The 18,105-nt window shown below is 67.1% G+C and carries 22 protein-coding genes; 15 read left to right on the plus strand and 7 right to left on the minus strand.

Annotation, left to right across the window (positions count from 1 at the left end; translation table 11 throughout):
- Window positions 1–31 precede the first annotated feature (31 nt).
- Window positions 32–787 (minus strand): lysozyme inhibitor LprI family protein, encoded by a 756-nt coding sequence (locus tag ACM0O9_RS13215; protein WP_235646836.1) that lies wholly within the window; start codon window positions 785–787, stop codon window positions 32–34.
- A 382-nt stretch (window positions 788–1,169) separates the two neighbouring features.
- Between ACM0O9_RS13215 and tesB the strand changes: the two genes are divergently transcribed.
- From tesB to ACM0O9_RS13230, 3 genes are all read left to right on the plus strand, one after another.
- A complete protein-coding gene (tesB, locus tag ACM0O9_RS13220) occupies window positions 1,170–2,090 on the plus strand; it encodes an acyl-CoA thioesterase II (RefSeq protein ID WP_005408551.1) in 921 nt (306 codons plus the stop codon).
- Window positions 2,091–2,093: 3 nt separating this feature from the next.
- Window positions 2,094–2,585: a pathogenicity-like protein gene (locus ACM0O9_RS13225; protein WP_414603922.1), complete on the plus strand. Its 492-nt coding sequence runs from the start codon at window positions 2,094–2,096 to the stop codon at window positions 2,583–2,585.
- 182 nt (window positions 2,586–2,767) lie between these two features.
- Window positions 2,768–3,985, plus strand: coding sequence for an RNA polymerase sigma factor (locus ACM0O9_RS13230; RefSeq protein WP_069139079.1), 1,218 nt, complete (start codon window positions 2,768–2,770; stop codon window positions 3,983–3,985).
- 59 nt (window positions 3,986–4,044) lie between these two features.
- Here ACM0O9_RS13230 and ACM0O9_RS13235 read toward each other — a convergent pair whose 3' ends face one another.
- A complete protein-coding gene (locus ACM0O9_RS13235; protein WP_111127889.1) occupies window positions 4,045–4,605 on the minus strand; it encodes an EF-hand domain-containing protein in 561 nt (186 codons plus the stop codon).
- A 156-nt stretch (window positions 4,606–4,761) separates the two neighbouring features.
- On the opposite strand from ACM0O9_RS13235, the gene ACM0O9_RS13240 reads away from it, so the two are divergent.
- Entirely contained in the window at window positions 4,762–5,517 is a 756-nt protein-coding gene (locus tag ACM0O9_RS13240) for an arginyltransferase (RefSeq protein WP_053500802.1), read from the plus strand.
- 37 nt (window positions 5,518–5,554) lie between these two features.
- Entirely contained in the window at window positions 5,555–6,763 is a 1,209-nt protein-coding gene (locus tag ACM0O9_RS13245; RefSeq protein WP_111127886.1) for an endonuclease/exonuclease/phosphatase family protein, read from the plus strand.
- An 85-nt stretch (window positions 6,764–6,848) separates the two neighbouring features.
- Here ACM0O9_RS13245 and purT read toward each other — a convergent pair whose 3' ends face one another.
- Window positions 6,849–8,036, minus strand: coding sequence for a formate-dependent phosphoribosylglycinamide formyltransferase (purT, locus tag ACM0O9_RS13250; RefSeq protein WP_139726818.1), 1,188 nt, complete (start codon window positions 8,034–8,036; stop codon window positions 6,849–6,851).
- 137 nt (window positions 8,037–8,173) lie between these two features.
- Between purT and ACM0O9_RS13255 the strand changes: the two genes are divergently transcribed.
- From ACM0O9_RS13255 to ACM0O9_RS13275, 5 genes are read left to right on the plus strand one after another with little or no spacing between them, the layout of a single operon-like run.
- Window positions 8,174–9,055: an SPFH domain-containing protein gene (locus ACM0O9_RS13255; protein WP_053500808.1), complete on the plus strand. Its 882-nt coding sequence runs from the start codon at window positions 8,174–8,176 to the stop codon at window positions 9,053–9,055.
- Between the two features lie 45 nt (window positions 9,056–9,100).
- Window positions 9,101–9,280 carry a type II toxin-antitoxin system antitoxin gene (locus ACM0O9_RS13260; RefSeq protein WP_065178114.1) on the plus strand — a complete coding sequence of 60 codons (180 nt, stop codon included), beginning with the start codon at window positions 9,101–9,103 and terminating at the stop codon, window positions 9,278–9,280.
- Window positions 9,277–9,456 (plus strand): DUF4177 domain-containing protein, encoded by a 180-nt coding sequence (locus ACM0O9_RS13265; RefSeq protein ID WP_005415690.1) that lies wholly within the window; start codon window positions 9,277–9,279, stop codon window positions 9,454–9,456. The genes ACM0O9_RS13260 and ACM0O9_RS13265 overlap by 4 nt, the downstream gene beginning before the upstream one ends.
- A 3-nt stretch (window positions 9,457–9,459) precedes the next feature.
- The gene (locus ACM0O9_RS13270) at window positions 9,460–10,053 is read left to right on the plus strand and encodes a PH domain-containing protein (RefSeq protein ID WP_070489507.1); all 594 of its coding nucleotides are present in this window, start codon (window positions 9,460–9,462) and stop codon (window positions 10,051–10,053) included.
- A 9-nt stretch (window positions 10,054–10,062) separates the two neighbouring features.
- A complete protein-coding gene (locus tag ACM0O9_RS13275) occupies window positions 10,063–10,872 on the plus strand; it encodes a M15 family metallopeptidase (protein ID WP_414603921.1) in 810 nt (269 codons plus the stop codon).
- 409 nt (window positions 10,873–11,281) lie between these two features.
- On the opposite strand, the gene ACM0O9_RS13280 is transcribed toward ACM0O9_RS13275, so the two are convergent.
- The 4 genes from ACM0O9_RS13280 to ACM0O9_RS13295 form a co-directional block, all read right to left on the minus strand.
- On the minus strand, window positions 11,282–11,653 hold the full coding sequence (locus tag ACM0O9_RS13280) for a DUF423 domain-containing protein (RefSeq protein WP_005415687.1): 372 nt from the start codon (window positions 11,651–11,653) through the stop codon (window positions 11,282–11,284).
- Window positions 11,654–11,757: 104 nt separating this feature from the next.
- The gene (locus ACM0O9_RS13285) at window positions 11,758–12,831 is read right to left on the minus strand and encodes a polyketide cyclase (RefSeq protein WP_005415686.1); all 1,074 of its coding nucleotides are present in this window, start codon (window positions 12,829–12,831) and stop codon (window positions 11,758–11,760) included.
- A 234-nt stretch (window positions 12,832–13,065) separates the two neighbouring features.
- A complete protein-coding gene (locus ACM0O9_RS13290; protein WP_006424175.1) occupies window positions 13,066–13,707 on the minus strand; it encodes a response regulator in 642 nt (213 codons plus the stop codon).
- Window positions 13,707–14,903 carry a sensor histidine kinase gene (locus ACM0O9_RS13295; protein ID WP_053497662.1) on the minus strand — a complete coding sequence of 399 codons (1,197 nt, stop codon included), beginning with the start codon at window positions 14,901–14,903 and terminating at the stop codon, window positions 13,707–13,709. The genes ACM0O9_RS13290 and ACM0O9_RS13295 overlap by 1 nt, the downstream gene beginning before the upstream one ends.
- A 151-nt stretch (window positions 14,904–15,054) precedes the next feature.
- Between ACM0O9_RS13295 and ACM0O9_RS13300 the strand changes: the two genes are divergently transcribed.
- The 5 genes from ACM0O9_RS13300 to ACM0O9_RS13320 are packed head-to-tail and all read left to right on the plus strand — an operon-like array spanning window position 15,055 to window position 18,076.
- A complete protein-coding gene (locus ACM0O9_RS13300) occupies window positions 15,055–15,651 on the plus strand; it encodes a GNAT family N-acetyltransferase (protein ID WP_005415684.1) in 597 nt (198 codons plus the stop codon).
- A gap of 2 nt (window positions 15,652–15,653) precedes the next feature.
- On the plus strand, window positions 15,654–16,442 hold the full coding sequence (gene minC / locus ACM0O9_RS13305; protein WP_329915525.1) for a septum site-determining protein MinC: 789 nt from the start codon (window positions 15,654–15,656) through the stop codon (window positions 16,440–16,442).
- A 35-nt stretch (window positions 16,443–16,477) separates the two neighbouring features.
- Window positions 16,478–17,287, plus strand: a complete 810-nt coding sequence (minD, locus tag ACM0O9_RS13310) for a septum site-determining protein MinD (RefSeq protein ID WP_005415682.1) — start codon at window positions 16,478–16,480, stop codon at window positions 17,285–17,287.
- A gap of 2 nt (window positions 17,288–17,289) precedes the next feature.
- Entirely contained in the window at window positions 17,290–17,550 is a 261-nt protein-coding gene (gene minE, locus ACM0O9_RS13315) for a cell division topological specificity factor MinE (RefSeq protein ID WP_005408532.1), read from the plus strand.
- 46 nt (window positions 17,551–17,596) lie between these two features.
- Window positions 17,597–18,076, plus strand: a complete 480-nt coding sequence (locus ACM0O9_RS13320) for a hypothetical protein (protein ID WP_053497660.1) — start codon at window positions 17,597–17,599, stop codon at window positions 18,074–18,076.
- Window positions 18,077–18,105: the final 29 nt, after the last annotated feature.

Consider the following 18,105-nt stretch of genomic DNA (forward strand, 5'->3'; position numbering starts at 1 on the left):
AGAGAAAAGCGCCGGGCGTGCCCGGCGATTGTCAGCCGGCGCAGTGCTGCTGGGTGAAGCCGAGCAGCTGGCGGATAGCCTGGGTGCCGTAAGCAGCCGGCGCCGGTTCGAGGGCGAACTGGCCAACCATCTGGTTGCTGCACAGCTGTACGGTGCGCCTGCCGGCGGAGGTTTCCTGGGTGCAGTTGGCTGCGAGCAGGGCGTTGGCGCCGCCGCCCATGTTCGTGGCGGCCGTGCAGCCCAGCAGGCGGCCTTCCTGGCCGTTCTCACCCAGCAGCGTGTTGAAGTTAGCCAGCTGGCTGTTGGGATCGCGCAGCACCAGCAGGTCCACGCACTGCTGCTGGCCGTCAGGGGCTTCGCATGCATCCTGATCGACCAGGCCGTCACGCGTAGCGGACAGCACCTTGAGGCGATCGGCGTACACCTGACGCAGGCACTGTGCATCGGTGCACAGGTCGCGGGTGTGCTCCTGCCAGCGCTGCTGTTCGGCGTGCAGCTTGCTCTGCCCTGCTGCATCGAGCGTGGCCTGTGCGGCAGTGACCGCCTTGCCCATGTCCGCATCCAGGCCGGTCAGGGTCGGGTCCTTGCAGACCAGGGTCTGTGCCGGCGACGCTGCATCGGCGCAACCAGCGCTCGTGTCGGCAACCGTGGCGGGCGCGTCGGCGGCCTTGCCTGCGGGGCTGGCCTGTCCGCTGGCCGCAGCCGGAGCCGTAGCGCCGGCGTCGCCGGCAGGTGGGGTGCAGGCGGCCAGCAGGGCCACCCAGCACAGGGTCATCAGGGGCTTCATGGCCCGGTTCAGTCGTTCACGGTTGCGCGGCATGTCCTGTCCTTTGGTGTCTGCGTCCCGGCGCATGGCCTGCCGTTGGCAGCCCACGCGGGCGTAAAGCCTAGCAAGCAGCTTCTTAGTGCTCCGTGACAGGGTGCGCGGATCAGTTGCCGGGTGCCGCAACGCAGAACGGGCGCCCGAAGGCGCCCGTCCTGTCTGCATCCGTTGCCGGGGTCAGAGCCCTTTCATGCGGAAAGGGATCCGACCCCGCGTACGCCGGTAGTGCCGGCCGCTGGCCGGCAACCGCAAGCGCCCCAAGAGGATCATGAGGTTGCCGGCCAGCGGCCGGCACTACCGATGATGGGCTGGCCCGCACCGGTATAATCGGGGCCTTCTCATTGCTGTGGCCGCCCCCTTGAACGACACGCCCGAACCCGTCGTCTCCGAGCTGATCGACCTGCTCACGCTGGAGCGGCTGGAGGACAACCTGTTCCGCGGGCAGAGCCGCGACATCGGCACCAAGTACGTGTTCGGTGGGCAGGTGCTGGGCCAGGCCCTGGCTGCGGCGCAGGCCACGGTCGACAACGGCCGCCACGTGCACTCGCTGCACGCCTACTTCCTGCGCGCCGGCAACATCGACCACCCGATCGTCTACGACGTGGACCGCACCCGCGACGGCGGCAGCTTCTCGGTGCGACGGGTCACCGCGATCCAGCACGGCAAGGTGATCTTCTTCTGCGCGGCCTCGTTCCAGCAGGCCGAGACCGGCGCCGAGCACCAGCACAAGATGCCTGAAGTGCCGCAGCCGGAAGACATCGAACCGAACCGGCCGCTGCCGGCCGAAGTGCTGGAGCGGCTGCCGATCAAGGTGCAGCGCTGGCTGTCGCGTGGCGGCCCGTTCGAGTTCCGCCACGTCTACCCGCGCGACGAGTTGAACCCGCCCAAGCGCCCGCCCTACCACCAGGTGTGGCTGCGCCTGAGCGAGCCGGTCGGCGATGCCCCGGAGCTGCACCAGGCGCTGCTGGCCTATGCCTCCGACTTCCACCTGCTGGGCACGGCGACCTTCCCGCACGGCATCAGCTACTACCACCCGCACGTGCAGATGGCCTCGCTCGACCACGCAATCTGGTTCCACCGCCCGTTCCGCGCCGACGACTGGCTGCTGTACTCGCTGGACAGCCCCAGCGCGCAGGATTCGCGCGGCCTGGCCCGCGGCCAGTTCTTCACCCGCAACGGCGTGCTGGTGGCCAGCACTGCGCAGGAAGGCCTGATCCGCGTGGTTCCCGACCAGGCTGCGGCCGCCGCCGTGCCGGCCAAGGAGTAACCCATGCGCCAGATCTTCAGCAGCCAGCGCGTGGAAACCGTCGAAGGCGTGGCCGAGCTCCTGCGCGGGCATGGGATCGACGTCAAGGTGACCAACGGGCGCTCGTACAAGACCCGTCGCCGCGGCCAGTTCAGTTATACCGACCTGGGCAACGCCAACGCCTATCCGGCGGTATGGATCGTGCGTGCCGACGACCAGCCGCGCGCGCGCGAAATCCTGCGCGAAGCGCGCCTGCTCGACACTACCCGCCGTGACCACCCCACCGCCGAATTCGCCTTCCGCGACGCGCCGGAACCGGGCAGCGGCGGCCGCAGCTGGGCCTGGCGCATCCGCATCGCGCTGCTGGTGGTGATCGCTGGCGTGGCGCTGGTGATCGGCCTGCGGGGCGGCGCCCCGGTGCCCGCCCCGCAGGCCCAGCCGCAGCAGGCGCAACCGGCCCCGCAGGCCGCGCCGGAAGAGGAAGAAGTCCGGGTCCGCATCCAGCCCTCGAAATGATTCGCGGGTGAAAAAGGGGACGGAGGGGATTAAGTCGTTTGTGGCACAAACGACTTAATCCCCTCCGTCCCCTTTTTGTCATGAGGATGCCGGCCAGCGGCCGGCACTACCGCACAGAATGCTGGTCACACTTCGCGCGCGGCTCCGTCATGGGACACAATCCCCGCAGGAGAGCCGCCGCCATGACGACGTTCACCGCATCGATCGACCAGACCCTGGAACGCGAACTGCCCGCCGCCGCCAGCGGTTGCCAGCACGCCTACGGCCGCATCGTGCTGGCCTGCCAGAACACGGTCACCGCCATCGCGCTGGCCATCACCCGGGACCGCCAGGCCAGCGAGGACATCGCCCAGGAGGCCTTTGTGAAGGGCTGGCAGCAGCTGCACCAGCTGCGCAGCGCGACCAGCTTCCTGCCGTGGCTGCGGCAGATCACCCGCAACCTCGCCCGCGACTGGCTGCGCGCCCAGCGTGGCCGTCCACTGACCGGCGAGGCGGCCGAGGTGGCGATGGGGATGGCCGCCGATCCGTCCCCGGGCGCAGCCGATCGCCTGCAACGGGTGGAGGAAGAAATCGCCGCCGAGGACATCATCTCCACCCTGCCCGCCGACAGCCGCGAAGTCCTGTTGCTGTACTACCGCGAAGGCCAGCGCTCGCAGCAGGTGGCCGACCTGCTCGGGCTCAGCGACGCCGCCGTGCGCAAGCGCCTGTCGCGCGCCCGCGCGCTGGTGCGCGACGGCCTGCTGCAGCGCTTCGGTGAGTTCGCGCGCAGCAGCGCGCCGAGCGCCGCCTTCGCCACCGCCGTGGTGTCGATGGTGCTGGTGGCCGCACCCGGCACCGCCAGTGCCGCGATCCTGCTGAGCGCCGGCGTCGGCGTGGGCAGCAGCAAGCTGGGCCTGGGCGGGGCCAGCGTGGCCGGGGGTACAGCCATGGGCTCGGTCACCGCCACCCTGGGCTACCTGCACATGATTCCGGCCAGCACTTGGGGCGCGTTCGCTGGTGGCGTTGCCGGCGGCGTGATCGGCAGCTACCTGGGCGGTCGATTCCTGCTGTCCTATGCCAAGACCGATGCCGAACGCGCGCGGGTCTGGCGCTTTGTGCGCATGAACACCTGGACAGCCATGGCCTGCTGCCTGGCAGTGCTGGCGGTGGTACTGCTGCAGACCCCGACGTGGGTGCATCTGCTGGTGCTGGTGCTCGGCATGGGTCTGGTGAACTACCAGTGCCTGGGACCGCTGCAGCAGATCATGGCGCCGCTGATCGCGCGCGATTCGTCGCGGCGTGGGCGCACCGGCACCAACTGGGTGTATGAATCGCTGTATGGGCGTACCGGGATCATCGCCATGAACATCGTGGTGCTGGGCGTCGTGCTGTATGCCGTGGCCCATTCCAGCGGCCGCTAGGGCCTCAACGCACGACGCCGGCAGTACGCCGGCGTCGTGGTCGGTCAGCGTGCGATGAATCAGCGCTGCGACTTCGGTGCACCGCCGTCGCGCGGACCGCCTTGGCGCGGGCCACCGTGCATCGGGCCCTTGGCCGCGTCGAACTCGGCCTTGCTCAGCTGGCCATCCTTGTTGGTGTCGGCGGCAGCAAACCAGGCATCACGATGCTGCTTCATGCGCAGCTCGCGGTCAGCCTTGTCCAGGTAACCGTCCTTGTTGAGGTCGAGCTGGTCGAAGCGCGCGGCCAGGCGCGGGTCGGCCTTGGCCTCGTCGCGGCTGATGCGGCCGTCCTTGTTGACGTCCAGCCTGGCCCAGCGCTCACCGCCGTGGCCACGACGGCCATGCTGCCAGCGCGGCATCTCATCGCGCGAGAGCTTGCCGTCCTTGTTCCTGTCCAGCTCGTCGAACTTCGCGGCCAGGCGCGGGTTGGCAGCCGCCTCGCTGCGGTCGATCACGCCGTCGCCATTGGTGTCCAGCTTGGCCGGGCGCTGCGCCGACGTGGCCGGGGTGTCGGCCGCCAGCGCGATGCCGGAGGCGGAAGTGCCGAGCAGCAGGGCCAGCAGCAGGGGGGTACGGATCATGGGGTCACTCCTGGGAATGGGAATTGCGTCGGGGTGATCACTTCACCCTCGAGTGACAACAACGCCCGGGCGCGACATCGGTTGACGCCGTGGCCGGTTCCATTCATCCGGCGGACAGTCGCCGCCACTGCGACGGGCTGGGGCTATGCTGTGCCCATGGCACTACACGGCGATAGAGACGACGAACTGCGGCTTTTCCAGACCGGCGAGCACCCCTGCGGGTACTGGTCCGACCGGGTGGCGCGCGACCTGGTGCTGGACCCGCACGATCGCCGGCTGGGTGGCCTGTACCCGCTGGCACTGAGCTGGGGCTTCCGCCGCAGCGGTGATCTGGTCTACCGGCCGCACTGCGCGCACTGCCAGGCCTGCGTGGCGGTGCGCATCCCGGTGGCCCGCTTCGCCCCGGACCGCAGCCAGCGCCGCTGTGCCGCCCGCAATGACGACCTGGAGGTGCGGATCACCGCCGCCACCGCCCGTGACGACCTGTTCGCGCTGTATCACCGCTACCTCACCCACCGCCACGCCAATGGCGGCATGGACGACCATGGCCCGCACGAGTTCGAGCAGTTCCTGATCGGCAGCTGGTCGCACACCCGCTTCATGGAGATGCGCCTGCCCGGCCACGACGGCCAGCCCAGCCAGTTGCTGGGGGTGGCGGTGACCGACGTCACCGAGCATGGCCTCTCGGCGGTCTACACCTTCTTCGACCCGGACCACGCCGCGCGCGGGCTGGGGACCTTCGCGATCCTCCAACAGATCGAGTGGGCGCGCCGCGAGGGGCTGCCGCACGTGTACCTGGGCTACTGGATCCGCGGGCACCAGAAGATGGACTACAAGCGCCGCTTCCATCCCCTTGAGGCCTACGACGGTCGCCGCTGGCACGATTTCGACAACGAACTGGACGGGCGCTGACAAACCGCTGACACCGGGCCGGGTGCAGAATAGGGGGATGAACGCCAAACCCCTGATCCTCGCCCTGGCCCTGCTCTGCGGCGCCACCGCCCCCGCCTTTGCCACGTCCCCCGCGATGACTGAGAAGCCGTCCACTGCGCTGCGCCTGGCCACCTACAACACTTCGCTGTACTCCGATGATGCCGGTGGCCTGATCAAGGAACTGGAGGGCGACAGCGAGCACGCACGCAAGATCGCCGCCGTGCTGCAGCAGGTGCGCCCGGACCTGGTACTGCTGAACGAATTCGATTTCGACGATGCCCATCGCGCCGCCGACCTGTTCCAGAAGCGCTACCTGGAAGTCGCCCAGCCCGGCGGCGGCAAGCCGCTGCACTTTGCCTACCGCTACCTGGCGCCGGTCAACACTGGTGTGCCCAGCGGCCTGGATCTGGACAACAACGGCGTGGTCGGCGGCGAAGGCCGCAGCCGTGGCAATGACGCGTGGGGCTACGGCCTGCACCCGGGCCAGTACGGCATGCTGGTGCTGTCGCGCTACCCGATCGATGAAACCAAGGTGCGCAGCTTCCAGCTGTTGAAGTGGAGCGCGATGCCCGGCGCGATCCGCCCGGTCGATCCGCGTACCGGCCAGAGCTTCTACAACGACCACGTGTGGTCGCAGCTGCGCCTGTCCTCGAAGTCGCATTGGGACGTGCCGGTGAAGACCCCGGGCGGCGTGGTCCACGCGCTGGTCTCGCATCCGACGCCGCCGGTGTTCGACGGCCCGGAAAAGCGCAACGCGGCACGCAACCACGACGAACTGCGCCTGTGGCAGGAATACCTGTCCAAGGGTGAGAAGCCCTGGCTGTGCGACGACAAGGGCCAGTGCGGCGGCTTGGCGGAGGACGCGCGCTTCGTGATCCTCGGCGATCTGAACAACGACCCGGTCGATGGCGATGGCCGCCACGAGGCGATCGTCGAGCTGATCGAGAACGCGCGCGTGCTGCGCTACCCCACCCCGCGCAGCGTCGGCGGCGAGCAGACCAGCCTGGCCTATGCGGCCAAGGGCATCGAACGCAAGGGCGCACCGTTCCACGCCACCGGCGATTTCGGCCCGAAGTCCGGCACCATGCGCCTGGACTACGTGCTTCCCTCGACCGGTTTCGAGTACGTGGGCAGCGGCATCTTCTGGCCGGCCAATGAAAGCCCGGAAGCGAAGATCGCCGACGGCAGCGACCACCACCTGGTGTGGGTGGATGTGAAGCCGTAACCGTCCGTCCCCTTTTTTTGTACCGACCAACGGTCGGTACCCACCGGGTTTCGGTAGGCGACGACCGTTGATCGTCGCTCCTTTTTTACGGGCGCAGCTCGACGCCGATGGCGTCGGCGGCATCACGCGCGATGGCGCGTGCTTCGTCGATGGTTTCCGCGCGCGCCAGGGTCACACCGACGCGGCGGTGGCCATGCACGCTCGGCTTGCCGAACAGGCGCACGGCGGTATCCGGCACCTGCAGCGCGGCGGCGACATTGTTGAAGTACGGCACACCCTCGCCGTGTGCCAACAGCGCGCACGACGCCGACGGGCCACTCTGGCGGATCACCGGAACCGGCAGGCCGAGGATCGCGCGCGCGTGCAGCGCGAACTCGCTCAGTTCCTGCGAAACCAGGGTCACCAGGCCGGTATCGTGCGGGCGCGGCGACACTTCGCTGAACCACACCTCGTCGCCCTTCACGAACAGCTCGACGCCGAACAGGCCCCAGCCGCCAAGGTCGTCGGTGATCGCACGCGAAATCTCTTCGGCACGCGCCAGTGCCGCGCTCGACATCGGCTGCGGCTGCCAGCTTTCGCGGTAGTCGCCATCCTTCTGCAGGTGGCCGATCGGCGCACAGAATGAGGTGCCGCCGGCATGGCGCACGGTCAACAGGGTGATCTCGTAGTCGAAATCGATGAAGCCTTCGACGATGCAGCGGCCGGCACCGGCACGGCCACCGGTCTGTGCGTACTCCCAGGCCGGAGCGATGTCCGCTTCGCTGCGCAGGGTGCTCTGGCCCTTGCCCGAGGACGACATCACCGGCTTGACCACGCACGGCAGACCGATGGCAGCCACGGCAGCGCGGTATTCGGCCTCGGTATCGACGAAGCGGTAGGGCGAGGTCGGCAGGCCCAGGGTTTCGGCGGCGAGGCGGCGGATGCCCTCGCGGTCCATGGTCAGGCGCGCGGCGCGTGCGGTCGGGATCACCCGCAGGCCTTGCTCCTGCTCCAGCTGGACCAGGGTCTCGGTATGGATGGCCTCGATCTCCGGCACCACCAGATGTGGCTGCTCCTGGGCGATCAGGGCGCGCAGCGCCATCGCATCGAGCATGTCGATCACGTGCGAGCGGTGGGCGACCTGCATGGCCGGGGCATCGGCGTAGCGGTCAGCGGCGATCACTTCCACGCCCAGCCGCTGCAGCTCGATGGCCACCTCCTTGCCGAGTTCGCCCGAGCCCAGCAGCAGCACGCGGGTGGCGGAGGGAGACAACGGAGTTCCAAGCTTGGCCATGGCGGTTCCAGCAGCGACGTGAAGGCGGGTGGGCATTCTAGCTGGCCGCGCACCCGGGTCATGGCATCCGACGAACGGTAGTCTAAAAGTGATATCACTTTGATATCTTCAATTCGAACCCTCAAGGACGTACCGCCATGAAAGAGAAGTCGCTTGCCTCCCTCAACGGCCTGGGCACCCTGGCCGGATCCCTGCTGGTCGCGCTGGCGGGTACCGCACTGTTCGTACTCGGGGCGACGACCAGGACCGGTTCCGGCTCACCGAACCTGCTGCTGATGCTGGCCGGCATGCTGGTGATCTTCGCTGCGGTCTTCATCCTGGCCGGCCTGTACACCATCCAGCCCAACCAGGCGGCGGTGCTGAGCCTGTTCGGCAAGTACATCGGCACCGTCAAGGACAACGGCCTGCGCTGGAACAACCCCTTCTATGCCAAGCGCCGGGTCAGCCAGCGCGTACGCAACTTCGAGAGCGGCAAGCTGAAGGTCAACGAGCTGGACGGCAGCCCGATCGAGATTGCTGCGGTCATCGTCTGGCAGGTGGTCGATGCCTCCGAGGCCGTCTACAACGTGGACGACTACGAGAGCTTCGTGCACATCCAGTCGGAATCGGCGTTGCGCGCGATGGCCACCAGCTATCCCTACGACCAGCACGAGGAGGGCCAGCTGGCGCTGCGCAGCCATGCCAGCGAGATCTCCCAGCACCTGAAGAACGAGCTGGCCGAACGCCTTGCCGATGCTGGCGTGCAGGTGATCGACGCACGCATCAGCCACCTCGCCTACGCCGCCGAGATTGCCCAGGCGATGCTGCAGCGGCAGCAGGCCAACGCAGTGATCGCTGCACGCACGCGCATCGTGGCCGGTGCGGTCGGCATGGTTGAAATGGCCCTGGCCGAGCTGCAGAAGAACGGCGTGGTGCAGCTGGATGAGGAACGCAAGGCGCACATGGTCAGCAACCTGCTGACCGTGCTGTGCTCGGACCGCGGCACCCAGCCGATCGTCAACGCCGGTTCGCTGTACTGAACCACCCTCGCAACGGGGTGCCCCACCGCCCCGCCGGGAGTCTTCATGAGTGAGAAGAAAGCCTATCCGCTGCGCATCAACGCCGAGGTCCTGGCCGCGGCGCAACGCTGGGCTGACGACGAGCTGCGCAGCCTCAACGCACAGATCGAATACGTGCTGCGCGACGCCCTGCGCAAGGCAGGACGCCTGCCGAAACCCACGCCATCTTCGGAGGACAAGGAATGAGCAAGCGTTGGAGCTACCAGACGATCGAGGTCAAGACGTCCATGATGGGCCTGCTCAAGGCCGAGGACATCCAGAGCGAGCTGAGCCGCCAGGGCCAACTCGGCTGGGAACTGGTCAACATCATCATCCCCGCACCGATGCGCCCGGCGATGCTGGTGTTCAAGAAGGAGGCCTGAGCCATGGGCGCCAGCGATCCGAAACAGTACGAGGTGGCCGAGAGCTCGCCGTTGCGCGTGCTGTGGATCGTGCTGCCCCTGCTCGCCGCCTTCGTGGCCTGCTTGTATGCGCAGTTGTACAAGGCGCCGGCGACGGCGCCCTGGATCGAAGTAACGCTGTCGCCACCCTGGTTCCGGATGGGCGGCAGCGCCGCCTGGAGCCTGCTGGTCATTGCAGCGCTCGGCATCGGGCTGGGCGCAGCATTCTTCCGCCGCCGGGTGGAACTGGCCGATGGCATGCTGGACGTGCGTTCGACGATGTACCGCCGCCGCGTTCCGGTGGCGCAGTTGCGGCTGGACCAGGCCGAGGTGGTCGACCTGCAGCGTGCCCCCCGCTATGGCATCCGCTTCAAGACCAACGGCTACGCGATGCCGGGCTTCTATTCCGGTCACTTTCGCCTGCAGGGCGGTGGCAAGGGTTTCGCGCTGGTCACCAACCGCGCGAGCGTCCTCGCCCTGCCGGTCCGCGATGGCAGCACCCTGCTGCTCAGTCTCGATCGGCCACAGGCGCTGCTGGAAGCACTGCGCAAGGTGGCCGTGCCGGGTCCGCGGCAGTAAGCTGCGGCGATGCAACGACGCCTGCCCCTGCTGATCAATACCGAAGCCATCGAGTTGTGGCCCGCAGACCTGCTGCGTGCGCGCAGCAATCTCGACGCGCGCCTGCTGTCACGAGCGAACTGGGTGCTGCGGCGCAAGTGCGATGGCCGTTACCTGGCGGCGGTGGTGGAACACGGCGTGCACGCCATGGTGCCGCGCCTGGCGCGCGAGCCCGGGGCCGAGGAAGCACTGGCCTTGCTGGATGCAGCCGCGGCCCGGCCGTTCGGTGCAAATCTGGAAGCGCAGTGGCTGCCCCTCGCCGGGCTGCAGCAGCGCCTGCAGCAGCTCGGCCTGGATGCCCAGCGCTATGCCGACGACAGCGGCCTGCCGCTGGAACCCGAACCGTGCCTGCTTCACTTTGCTGGGCGCGACCGCTTCGCCCGCCCGCTGTGGCTGCGCCGCGGCGCTGCACAGGGCTGGCGGCGGATGCGCCTGCATGCAGCGCGCGATGGCATCGCGCTGGATGCAATCTCCGGCTTCCGCAGCCATGCCTACCAGCTGGGCATCTTCGAACGGAAACGGGCGCGCGGGCTGAGCGTGACGGAGATCCTGAAGGTGAATGCCGCGCCGGGGTTCAGTGAACACCATAGCGGCCATGCGCTGGACATCGGCACGCCGGGCGATGCCCCGGCCGAGGAATCATTTGAAGCCACCGACGCGTTCGCCTGGCTGCAGGCCCATGCCGCTGGGCACGGCTTCCGGTTGAGCTACCCGCGCGACAACCCGCACGGCATCGTCTACGAACCCTGGCACTGGTGCTGGAGACCGGCCAACGGCTGAGCCCCTCGTGACGGCCGCAGGGCGAAATTCATGGAGCTGTCCGGGCGGATTCCGCGCGCGCCCACCACGAGATGGAACAAGAAGGCAAAGACAGAAGCCGGTCGCTTCGCTCGAAGTCTCTATAAGGGATCAGCGCGCGGCTGTTGGGTCCGCCTTCAAGCGAGCCGAGCACCGCAGGTCCGGCGAGGGCGAAGAGGTGCTTGCGATTCTGTAGAGCCGAGCCATGCTCGGCTGCTCTCCGCACCGCCCCTCGACGGGCCGAGGAGCACAGGGGACCGGTGCACAGCACCGGCTCGCGGCCGGCGGCGCGTTTCTTTTGGTTACTTTTCTTTTCGCGCGAAAAGAAAAGTAACGCCCATGAACCATCACGATCGCATCGGCATGGATCGGAGCGACAGCCCTGCGACCCTCACCGCCTCAACGCATTGATCGCCAGCAATACCCACCCGGCCATCATGCTGGTGCCACCGATCGGCGCCATCCGTGTCGGCCACTGCCACAACGCCCCACCCACCAGGCTGCCGGAAAACAGCAGGACCCCCAGCAGCAGCACGTACAGCGCCAGGTGTGCGATCACCCCCTGCGCGCGCGGCCCAAGCGCGACCAGCACCGCGCCATGCGCGAACGCATACAGCGCCGCCATGTTCAGATGCTGCTGCGCCAACGGGTCGGCCACGCCATGCGATGCATAGGCAGACAGGCCGATCGAGACGGCAGCCAACAGCGCCCCGAGGCAGGCCAGCAGGGAAGGCTTACGTGCGCGACGTTCCAGATTGAACATGAGGGCTCCTTGCGCAGCGCCCCTTGCCGGGCGCCGGATGAAAAAAAACGCGCCGCAATGAGCGGCGCGTTTTCGTGTCCAACACTACATGGCTCAGCCGGGGATTACTTGACGGCCCAGTAGATGTCGTAGGTACCTTCCGGGGTGAACGACTTGTCGATGCCGTCCTTCCAGGTTTCGTACGGACGGTCGATGACTTCGTTGCCCGAGGTCACGGCCCAGGCACGCAGGCCGTTGCGCGCCACGTCCAGACCCGCCATGTGGCCGGTGTAGGCCGCATGCGCCGAACGGTGCGGAGCAACGTGCACGTACTTGACCGGAGCGCCGCCGTCGATCTTGACGGTCAGCTCGTCGGCAGCAGCACCTTCGGCACCCTTCTTCTTCACCGGCTGGGCAATGTCGAAGGCGTACTTCTCCTGGCCGAAGTCGGTTGTGATGATGCGGAACGGACCGGCAGCTTCAAGGCCATTGGCCTCCATCACGCGCTTGATCCACTCCTGGTTGTCCTTGATGGACTTGGTGATGGTGTCCTGACCGCGGTCCACGTTGCCGGCGTTGACCACCAGCAGGTTCTCGGCCGGCACTTCAACGATGGCCAGGTCGGTCAGCGGGGCTTCCGGCGTGCGGTAGTCCACGTTCGGCACGGTTGCGAGCATGTTGGCCATGCGCGACAGACCCATCTTGATGTCGTCGCCGATCTGGCGGCTGACATACAGGCCGGCGTAACGGCCGAACAGGTCGAAGCCGTACTTCACCGAGTAGTCCTGGGTGATCTTGACGTTGCGACCGCCCTTGCCGGTCGGCTCCAGGTTGAAGGTGGTGACCTTGTCGTGACCCTTGGTGGCGTCCTCGATGGCGATCACAACACGCTTGTTCTCTTCGGCTTCGGTGATCTTCCAGGAACCGGTACCCAGGTCCTTGGAGGTGAAGTCGAGGGTGGCACCGACACCCGAGGCCGGGCCGGACAGCTTCAGGTCAACGGCGGGATCGCGCAGTACCAGCGGGTTCCAGTCCTTGAAGCGGCGCAGGCTGCTGACCGTGTCGTACACGATCGTCATCTTGCGGTTGGTCTCGATGCTTTCGGTGATGTGACGCTCGCCCGGCAGACATACGCCAATGATGACGAACAGGCCAGCCACGATCCCCAAGGCGATCAGGAACTCGATAATACGGGTCATTCAGAGAGTCTCCGGGGCCGATCCCACGGCCGGGTTGATTGAAGCGAAGCGCCAATCCTAGCAGGCTTCGCGGGCATTGTTTATCGGGATTGGCGCACCGGTTTCCCTGCCGGCTGCGTATTTGTATGGACAAAGGATTCGAAGGGTAACGCATACCGCTACCCGGCAAGTAGGGGGCAACCCTGGCGGAACCCCCCGGCCACGACCCAAGTCTTTGTACTTGAAAGATTTTTCTTATACCAGCTGGAGTTCGAAGGCCTTCAATACGGCACGCGTACGGTCGCGCACACCCAGCTTGGAAAGGATGTTGGACACGTGGTTCTTGATGGTGCCCTCGGCGACGCCCAGCGAATTGGCGATCTCCTTGTTGGAGAAGCCACTGGCCATCAGCCGCAGGATCTCGGTCTCGCGGTCGGTCAGCGGGTCCGGGCGGTCCAGGCTGACGAATTCATTGCGCATGTGCTCCAGGCCGGACAGCAGGCGCTGGGTTACCGCCGGCTGCACCAGCGATCCCCCGTCGGCCACGGTGCGGATGGCACCGACCAGCTGTGCCAGGGTGACGTCCTTGAGCAGGTAGCCCTTGGCACCGGCCTTGAGCCCGGCCAGCACCAGCTGATCGTCGTCGAAGGTAGTGAGGATGATGGTCGGCGGCAGCTGTTCCTGCCTCGACAGCACCTGCAGGGCCTCCAGCCCCGACATCACCGGCATGCGCATGTCCATCAGCACCACGTCGGGGCGTACCTGGGGGATCAACTCGACCGCCTGCCGGCCGTCGCCGGCCTCGGCCACCACCTCGATGCCGTCGTCGAGCGCCAGCAGGGAGCGGATTCCCTGCCGCACCAGGGTTTGGTCGTCGACCAGGCAGACGCGAATCATCAACGCACTCCTTCAGGAACCTTGGTAAGGGCCGCCACCAGCACCGTTGCCGGCACCGTCGCCCGCAGCCGGAAACCCTCACCGGGGCGGGTTTCGATCTGCAGCTGGCCACCACATTGTTGCAGGCGCTCGCGCATGCCGCGCAAGCCATTGCCCACATTGACCATATCCGCGCCGACACCGTCGTCGCGGGCCTCGACCACCACCCGATCGGGGGCTTCACGGTACACCTTGATCCACAGGTGGCGGGCACTGGCATGGCGCACCGCGTTGGTGATGATCTCCTGGGTGCAGCGCAGCAGTACGTGGGCCCGCTGCGGGTCCTCCACGTTCAGCGGATCCTCGATCTCCAGCTGGATGTCCAGCGAGGGCACGTTCTCGGTCAGCGGGCGCAGGGCCGCGGCCAGATCGATCGCGCCGGTCTCGCGCAGCTGGCTCACGACCTCGCGCACGTTGCCCAGCAACAGCTTGGCCAGCGCGTGCGAGCGCTTCACGTGATCCAGGGCCTGGCCCTCGGCCAGGTGCCCGGCGACCTCCAGGTTCAGGGTCAGCGCGGTCAGCTGGTGGCCCAGCAGGTCATGCAGTTCGCGCGAAATGCGGGTGCGCTCGTTGACCCGCGCGCTCTCGGCCAGCAGGGCGCGGGTGGCGCGCAGCTCTGAATTGAGCCGGCGCTGCTCGTCGCGGGCCTCGGTCTGCTGACGCGCAACCAGGCTGGTCACGAAGATGAACATGGAGAAGCCGCCGTACAGCAGCGACTGCATCACCGCTTCGAACAGCGGGAAGCGCAGCAGCATGTAGTAGACCGGAGCCACGGCCAGCTGGCTGACCAGCAGCCACAGCACCCCCAGCCGTACCGACAGCATCCACGGAATGACCCCGGCGGCCACCATCATCAGGATGCTGCCCAGGCCCGACCCGCTGAGGAAGCTGACCCCCAGCGCCGAGACCGTCAGCAACAGCAGCAGGCTGCGGTCCAGCCAGCTGGTGTGGCTGTCGCTGCGCAGGATGCGGGTCAGCCAGTAGTAGGCCGTGCCGAAGGACAGGTAGGCAACGAACAGCAGGATCGCCCAGCCGCCCATGTCAGCGCGGCTGTGCAGGTTCTCGAACTGCGAGTACGCCAGCGGCAGGCCGACCATGACCCAGGTGAACAGGCCGGCCAGGCGGAGGACGCGGGTATGGCTGAGGACTCCCAACATGCCAGCACTCTACGGGCCCGGCCTGCGTCGCGCACTCCCACGGAAGTCATGCCCCTGCAGTCGCCTGTTCATGCCGCAGCCCACCCCGGGCATGCAATAATCGTGCGCAGGGTCCCTTGATGGACCAACCGCGTTACCCCACGGAGTCACAATGTCGATTGTCATCCGCGACGTGCGCGAGCACGAGCTCGATTCCGTCCTGGCTTTGAACAACAATGCTGGCCTGGCCATCCTTCCCCTGGATGCGGCCCGCCTGCGCCTGTTCTATGAAACCGCTGAATACTTCCGCGTCGCCGAGCGCGACGGCAACCTGGCCGGCTTCCTGATCGGCTTTGGCAGCGACAGCCAGCACGACAGCAGCAATTTCGCCTGGTTCAAGCAGCAGCTGGACACCCCGTTCTTCTATATCGACCGCATCGTGGTCGCCAGCCGCCGTCGTGGCGGCGGCGTCGGCCGTGCGTTCTATGCCGACGCGCAGAGCTTCGCCGAACTGCGCTACCCGCAGATGACCTGCGAAGTCTTCCTCGACCATGGCGCCGATGCCGCCCTGCTCTTCCACGGCAGCTTCGGCTTCCGCGAGCTGGGCCAGAACACGATGCCGCAGGTCGATGTGCGCGCCAGCATGCTGGCCAAGGAACTGTGCAGCTACCCCTGGGTCAAGGAGACCTACGGCGGCAAGCTGCCGGATGTGGCGTGGACACGCGCACGGCAGCTGCCGGCGCAGGCACAGCGGCCGACGGGGACCTGAGCGTGGCGGTGAATTTCGATTACGAACAGGCCGGTGAACTGAAGATCGGCCAGGTGGGCATCGCCAACCTGCGCATCCGTACCCTTGATGTCGAACGCCTCGTGCAGGAAATGCGCGAGCGCGTGACCCGCGCCCCGAAGCTGTTCGGCCGCGCCGCGGTGATTCTCGACTTCGGCGGCCTGAGCCAGGTGCCGGATGTGGCCACCGCGCAGGCGCTGGTCGATGGCCTGCGCAGCGCCGGCGTGCTGCCGGTGGCGCTTGCCTATGGCACCAGCGCGATCGATCTGCTCTCGCAGCAGCTCGGCCTGCCGCTGCTGGCCAAGTTCCGAGCGCAGTACGAGCGTGCCGAGGCCGAACCGGCCCCGCCGCCGCCTGCACCGGAGCCGCGCCGCGCAGCCCGTGCCGAACCGAAGCCGGCCCCGGCAACGCCGGTGGCCAAGGTGGCCGACGCGGCTGCACCGAAGCCGGGCCGCATGCAGCTGGGCAACGTGCGTTCGGGCCAGCAGCTGTACGCGGAGAACTGCGACCTGACCGTGATGGCCACCGTCGGCGCCGGCGCCGAGGTCATTGCCGATGGCAGCATCCACATCTACGGCACCCTGCGCGGCCGCGCGCTGGCAGGGGCCCAGGGCAACACTGCGGCACGCATTTTCTGCCGTGATTTCCATGCGGAACTGGTCGCCATTGCCGGCCATTACAAGGTACTGGACGATGTCCCGGACAACCTGCGCGGCAAGGCCGTGCAGGTCTGGCTGGAACAGGACCAGATCAAGATCGCTGCGCTGGACTGACGCAGCCCCCAAACAGAATCATCAGGAGAAGTCCTTTGGCTGAAATCATCGTAGTCACCTCCGGCAAGGGCGGCGTCGGCAAGACCACTTCCAGCGCGAGCCTGGCCTGCGGCCTGGCGCGGCGCGGCAAGAAGGTGGCGGTGATCGACTTCGACGTCGGCCTGCGCAACCTCGACCTGATCATGGGCTGCGAACGCCGCGTGGTGTACGACTTCGTCAACGTCGTGCACGGCGAAGCCACCCTCAAGCAGGCCCTGATCAAGGACAAGCGCTTTGACAACCTGTACGTGCTGGCCGCCTCGCAGACCCGCGACAAGGACGCACTGACCCAGGAAGGCGTGGGCAAGGTCCTGAAGGACCTGGCCGCCGACGGTTTCGACTACATCATCTGCGACTCCCCGGCCGGCATCGAGAAGGGTGCCTTCCTGGCGATGTATTTCGCCGATCGTGCGGTGGTGGTGGTGAACCCGGAAGTGTCGTCGGTGCGCGACTCCGACCGCATCATCGGCCTGCTCGACTCGAAGACCCACAAGGCCGAGTCCGGCCAGGACGTGCCGGCCTTCCTGCTGCTGACCCGCTACACCCCGCTGCGCGTGGAAAGCGGCGAGATGCTGAGCATCGCCGACGTCGAGGAAGTGCTCGGCCTGAAGGCGATCGGCGTGATTCCGGAATCGGGCGACGTGCTCAACGCCTCCAACAAGGGCGAGCCGGTCATCCTGGATGTCGAATCCGCTGCCGGCCAGGCCTATGAAGACGCCGTCGCGCGCATCCTCGGCGAAGAACGCCCGATGCGCTTCACCAACGTCGAGAAGAAGGGCTTCTTCAGCAAGCTGTTCGGAGGGTAAGCATGGGCCTGTTTGATTTCCTCAAAGCGAAGAAGACCACCGCCGAAACCGCCAAGAACCGCCTGCAGATCATCATCGCGCAGGAACGCAGCCACCGTGGTGGCCCGGACTACCTGCCGCTGCTGCAGCGCGAGCTGCTGGAAGTGATCAAGAAGTACGTGAACATCGACGTCGATGCGGTGAAGGTCGACCTGGTAAAGGATGGCCAGCACGACGTGCTGGACATTTCCGTGGCGCTGCCCGAAGGTCCGGACAAGCCCTGATCCCCTGCCCCGCCCGTGCCTGCATGGGCGGGGCTGTCTGACCCGCATGACCGATACGACAACCGCCGTGGACATCACCTGCGTGGGCGACATCGCCTTCGCCGACGCGCAGCGCCTGCTCGCCGCGCATGGCCTTCGGCTGCACCACGTGGCGGCCGGTGAACCGATTCCCGGCAGTTACTGGGGCGAGCCAGAGGCCGGCATCATCGCCAGCAACGTGTACGTACGCGATGACACGCCCGTGCACTCGATGCTGCATGAGGCCTGCCACCTGATCGTACTGCCGCCGGAGCGGCGTGCGCAGGTGCACACCGATGCCACCGACTCGGTGGCCGAGGAAGACGCGACCTGCTACCTGCAGATCGTGCTGGCCGGGCAGCTGCCCGGTGTCGGCAGCCAGCGGCTGATGGCCGACATGGATGCGTGGGGATATACGTATCGGCTGGGATCTACCCAGGCGTGGTTTGAACAGGACGCCGAAGACGCGAAGGCGTGGTTGATCGAACGCGGATTGCCGGTGGCGTGATTCACCGGGAACCGGGGTCAGATCCTTTT

Source organism: Stenotrophomonas sp. FR012 (assembly GCF_047520565.2).
Taxonomy (GTDB): Bacteria; Pseudomonadota; Gammaproteobacteria; order Xanthomonadales; family Xanthomonadaceae; genus Stenotrophomonas; species Stenotrophomonas sepilia.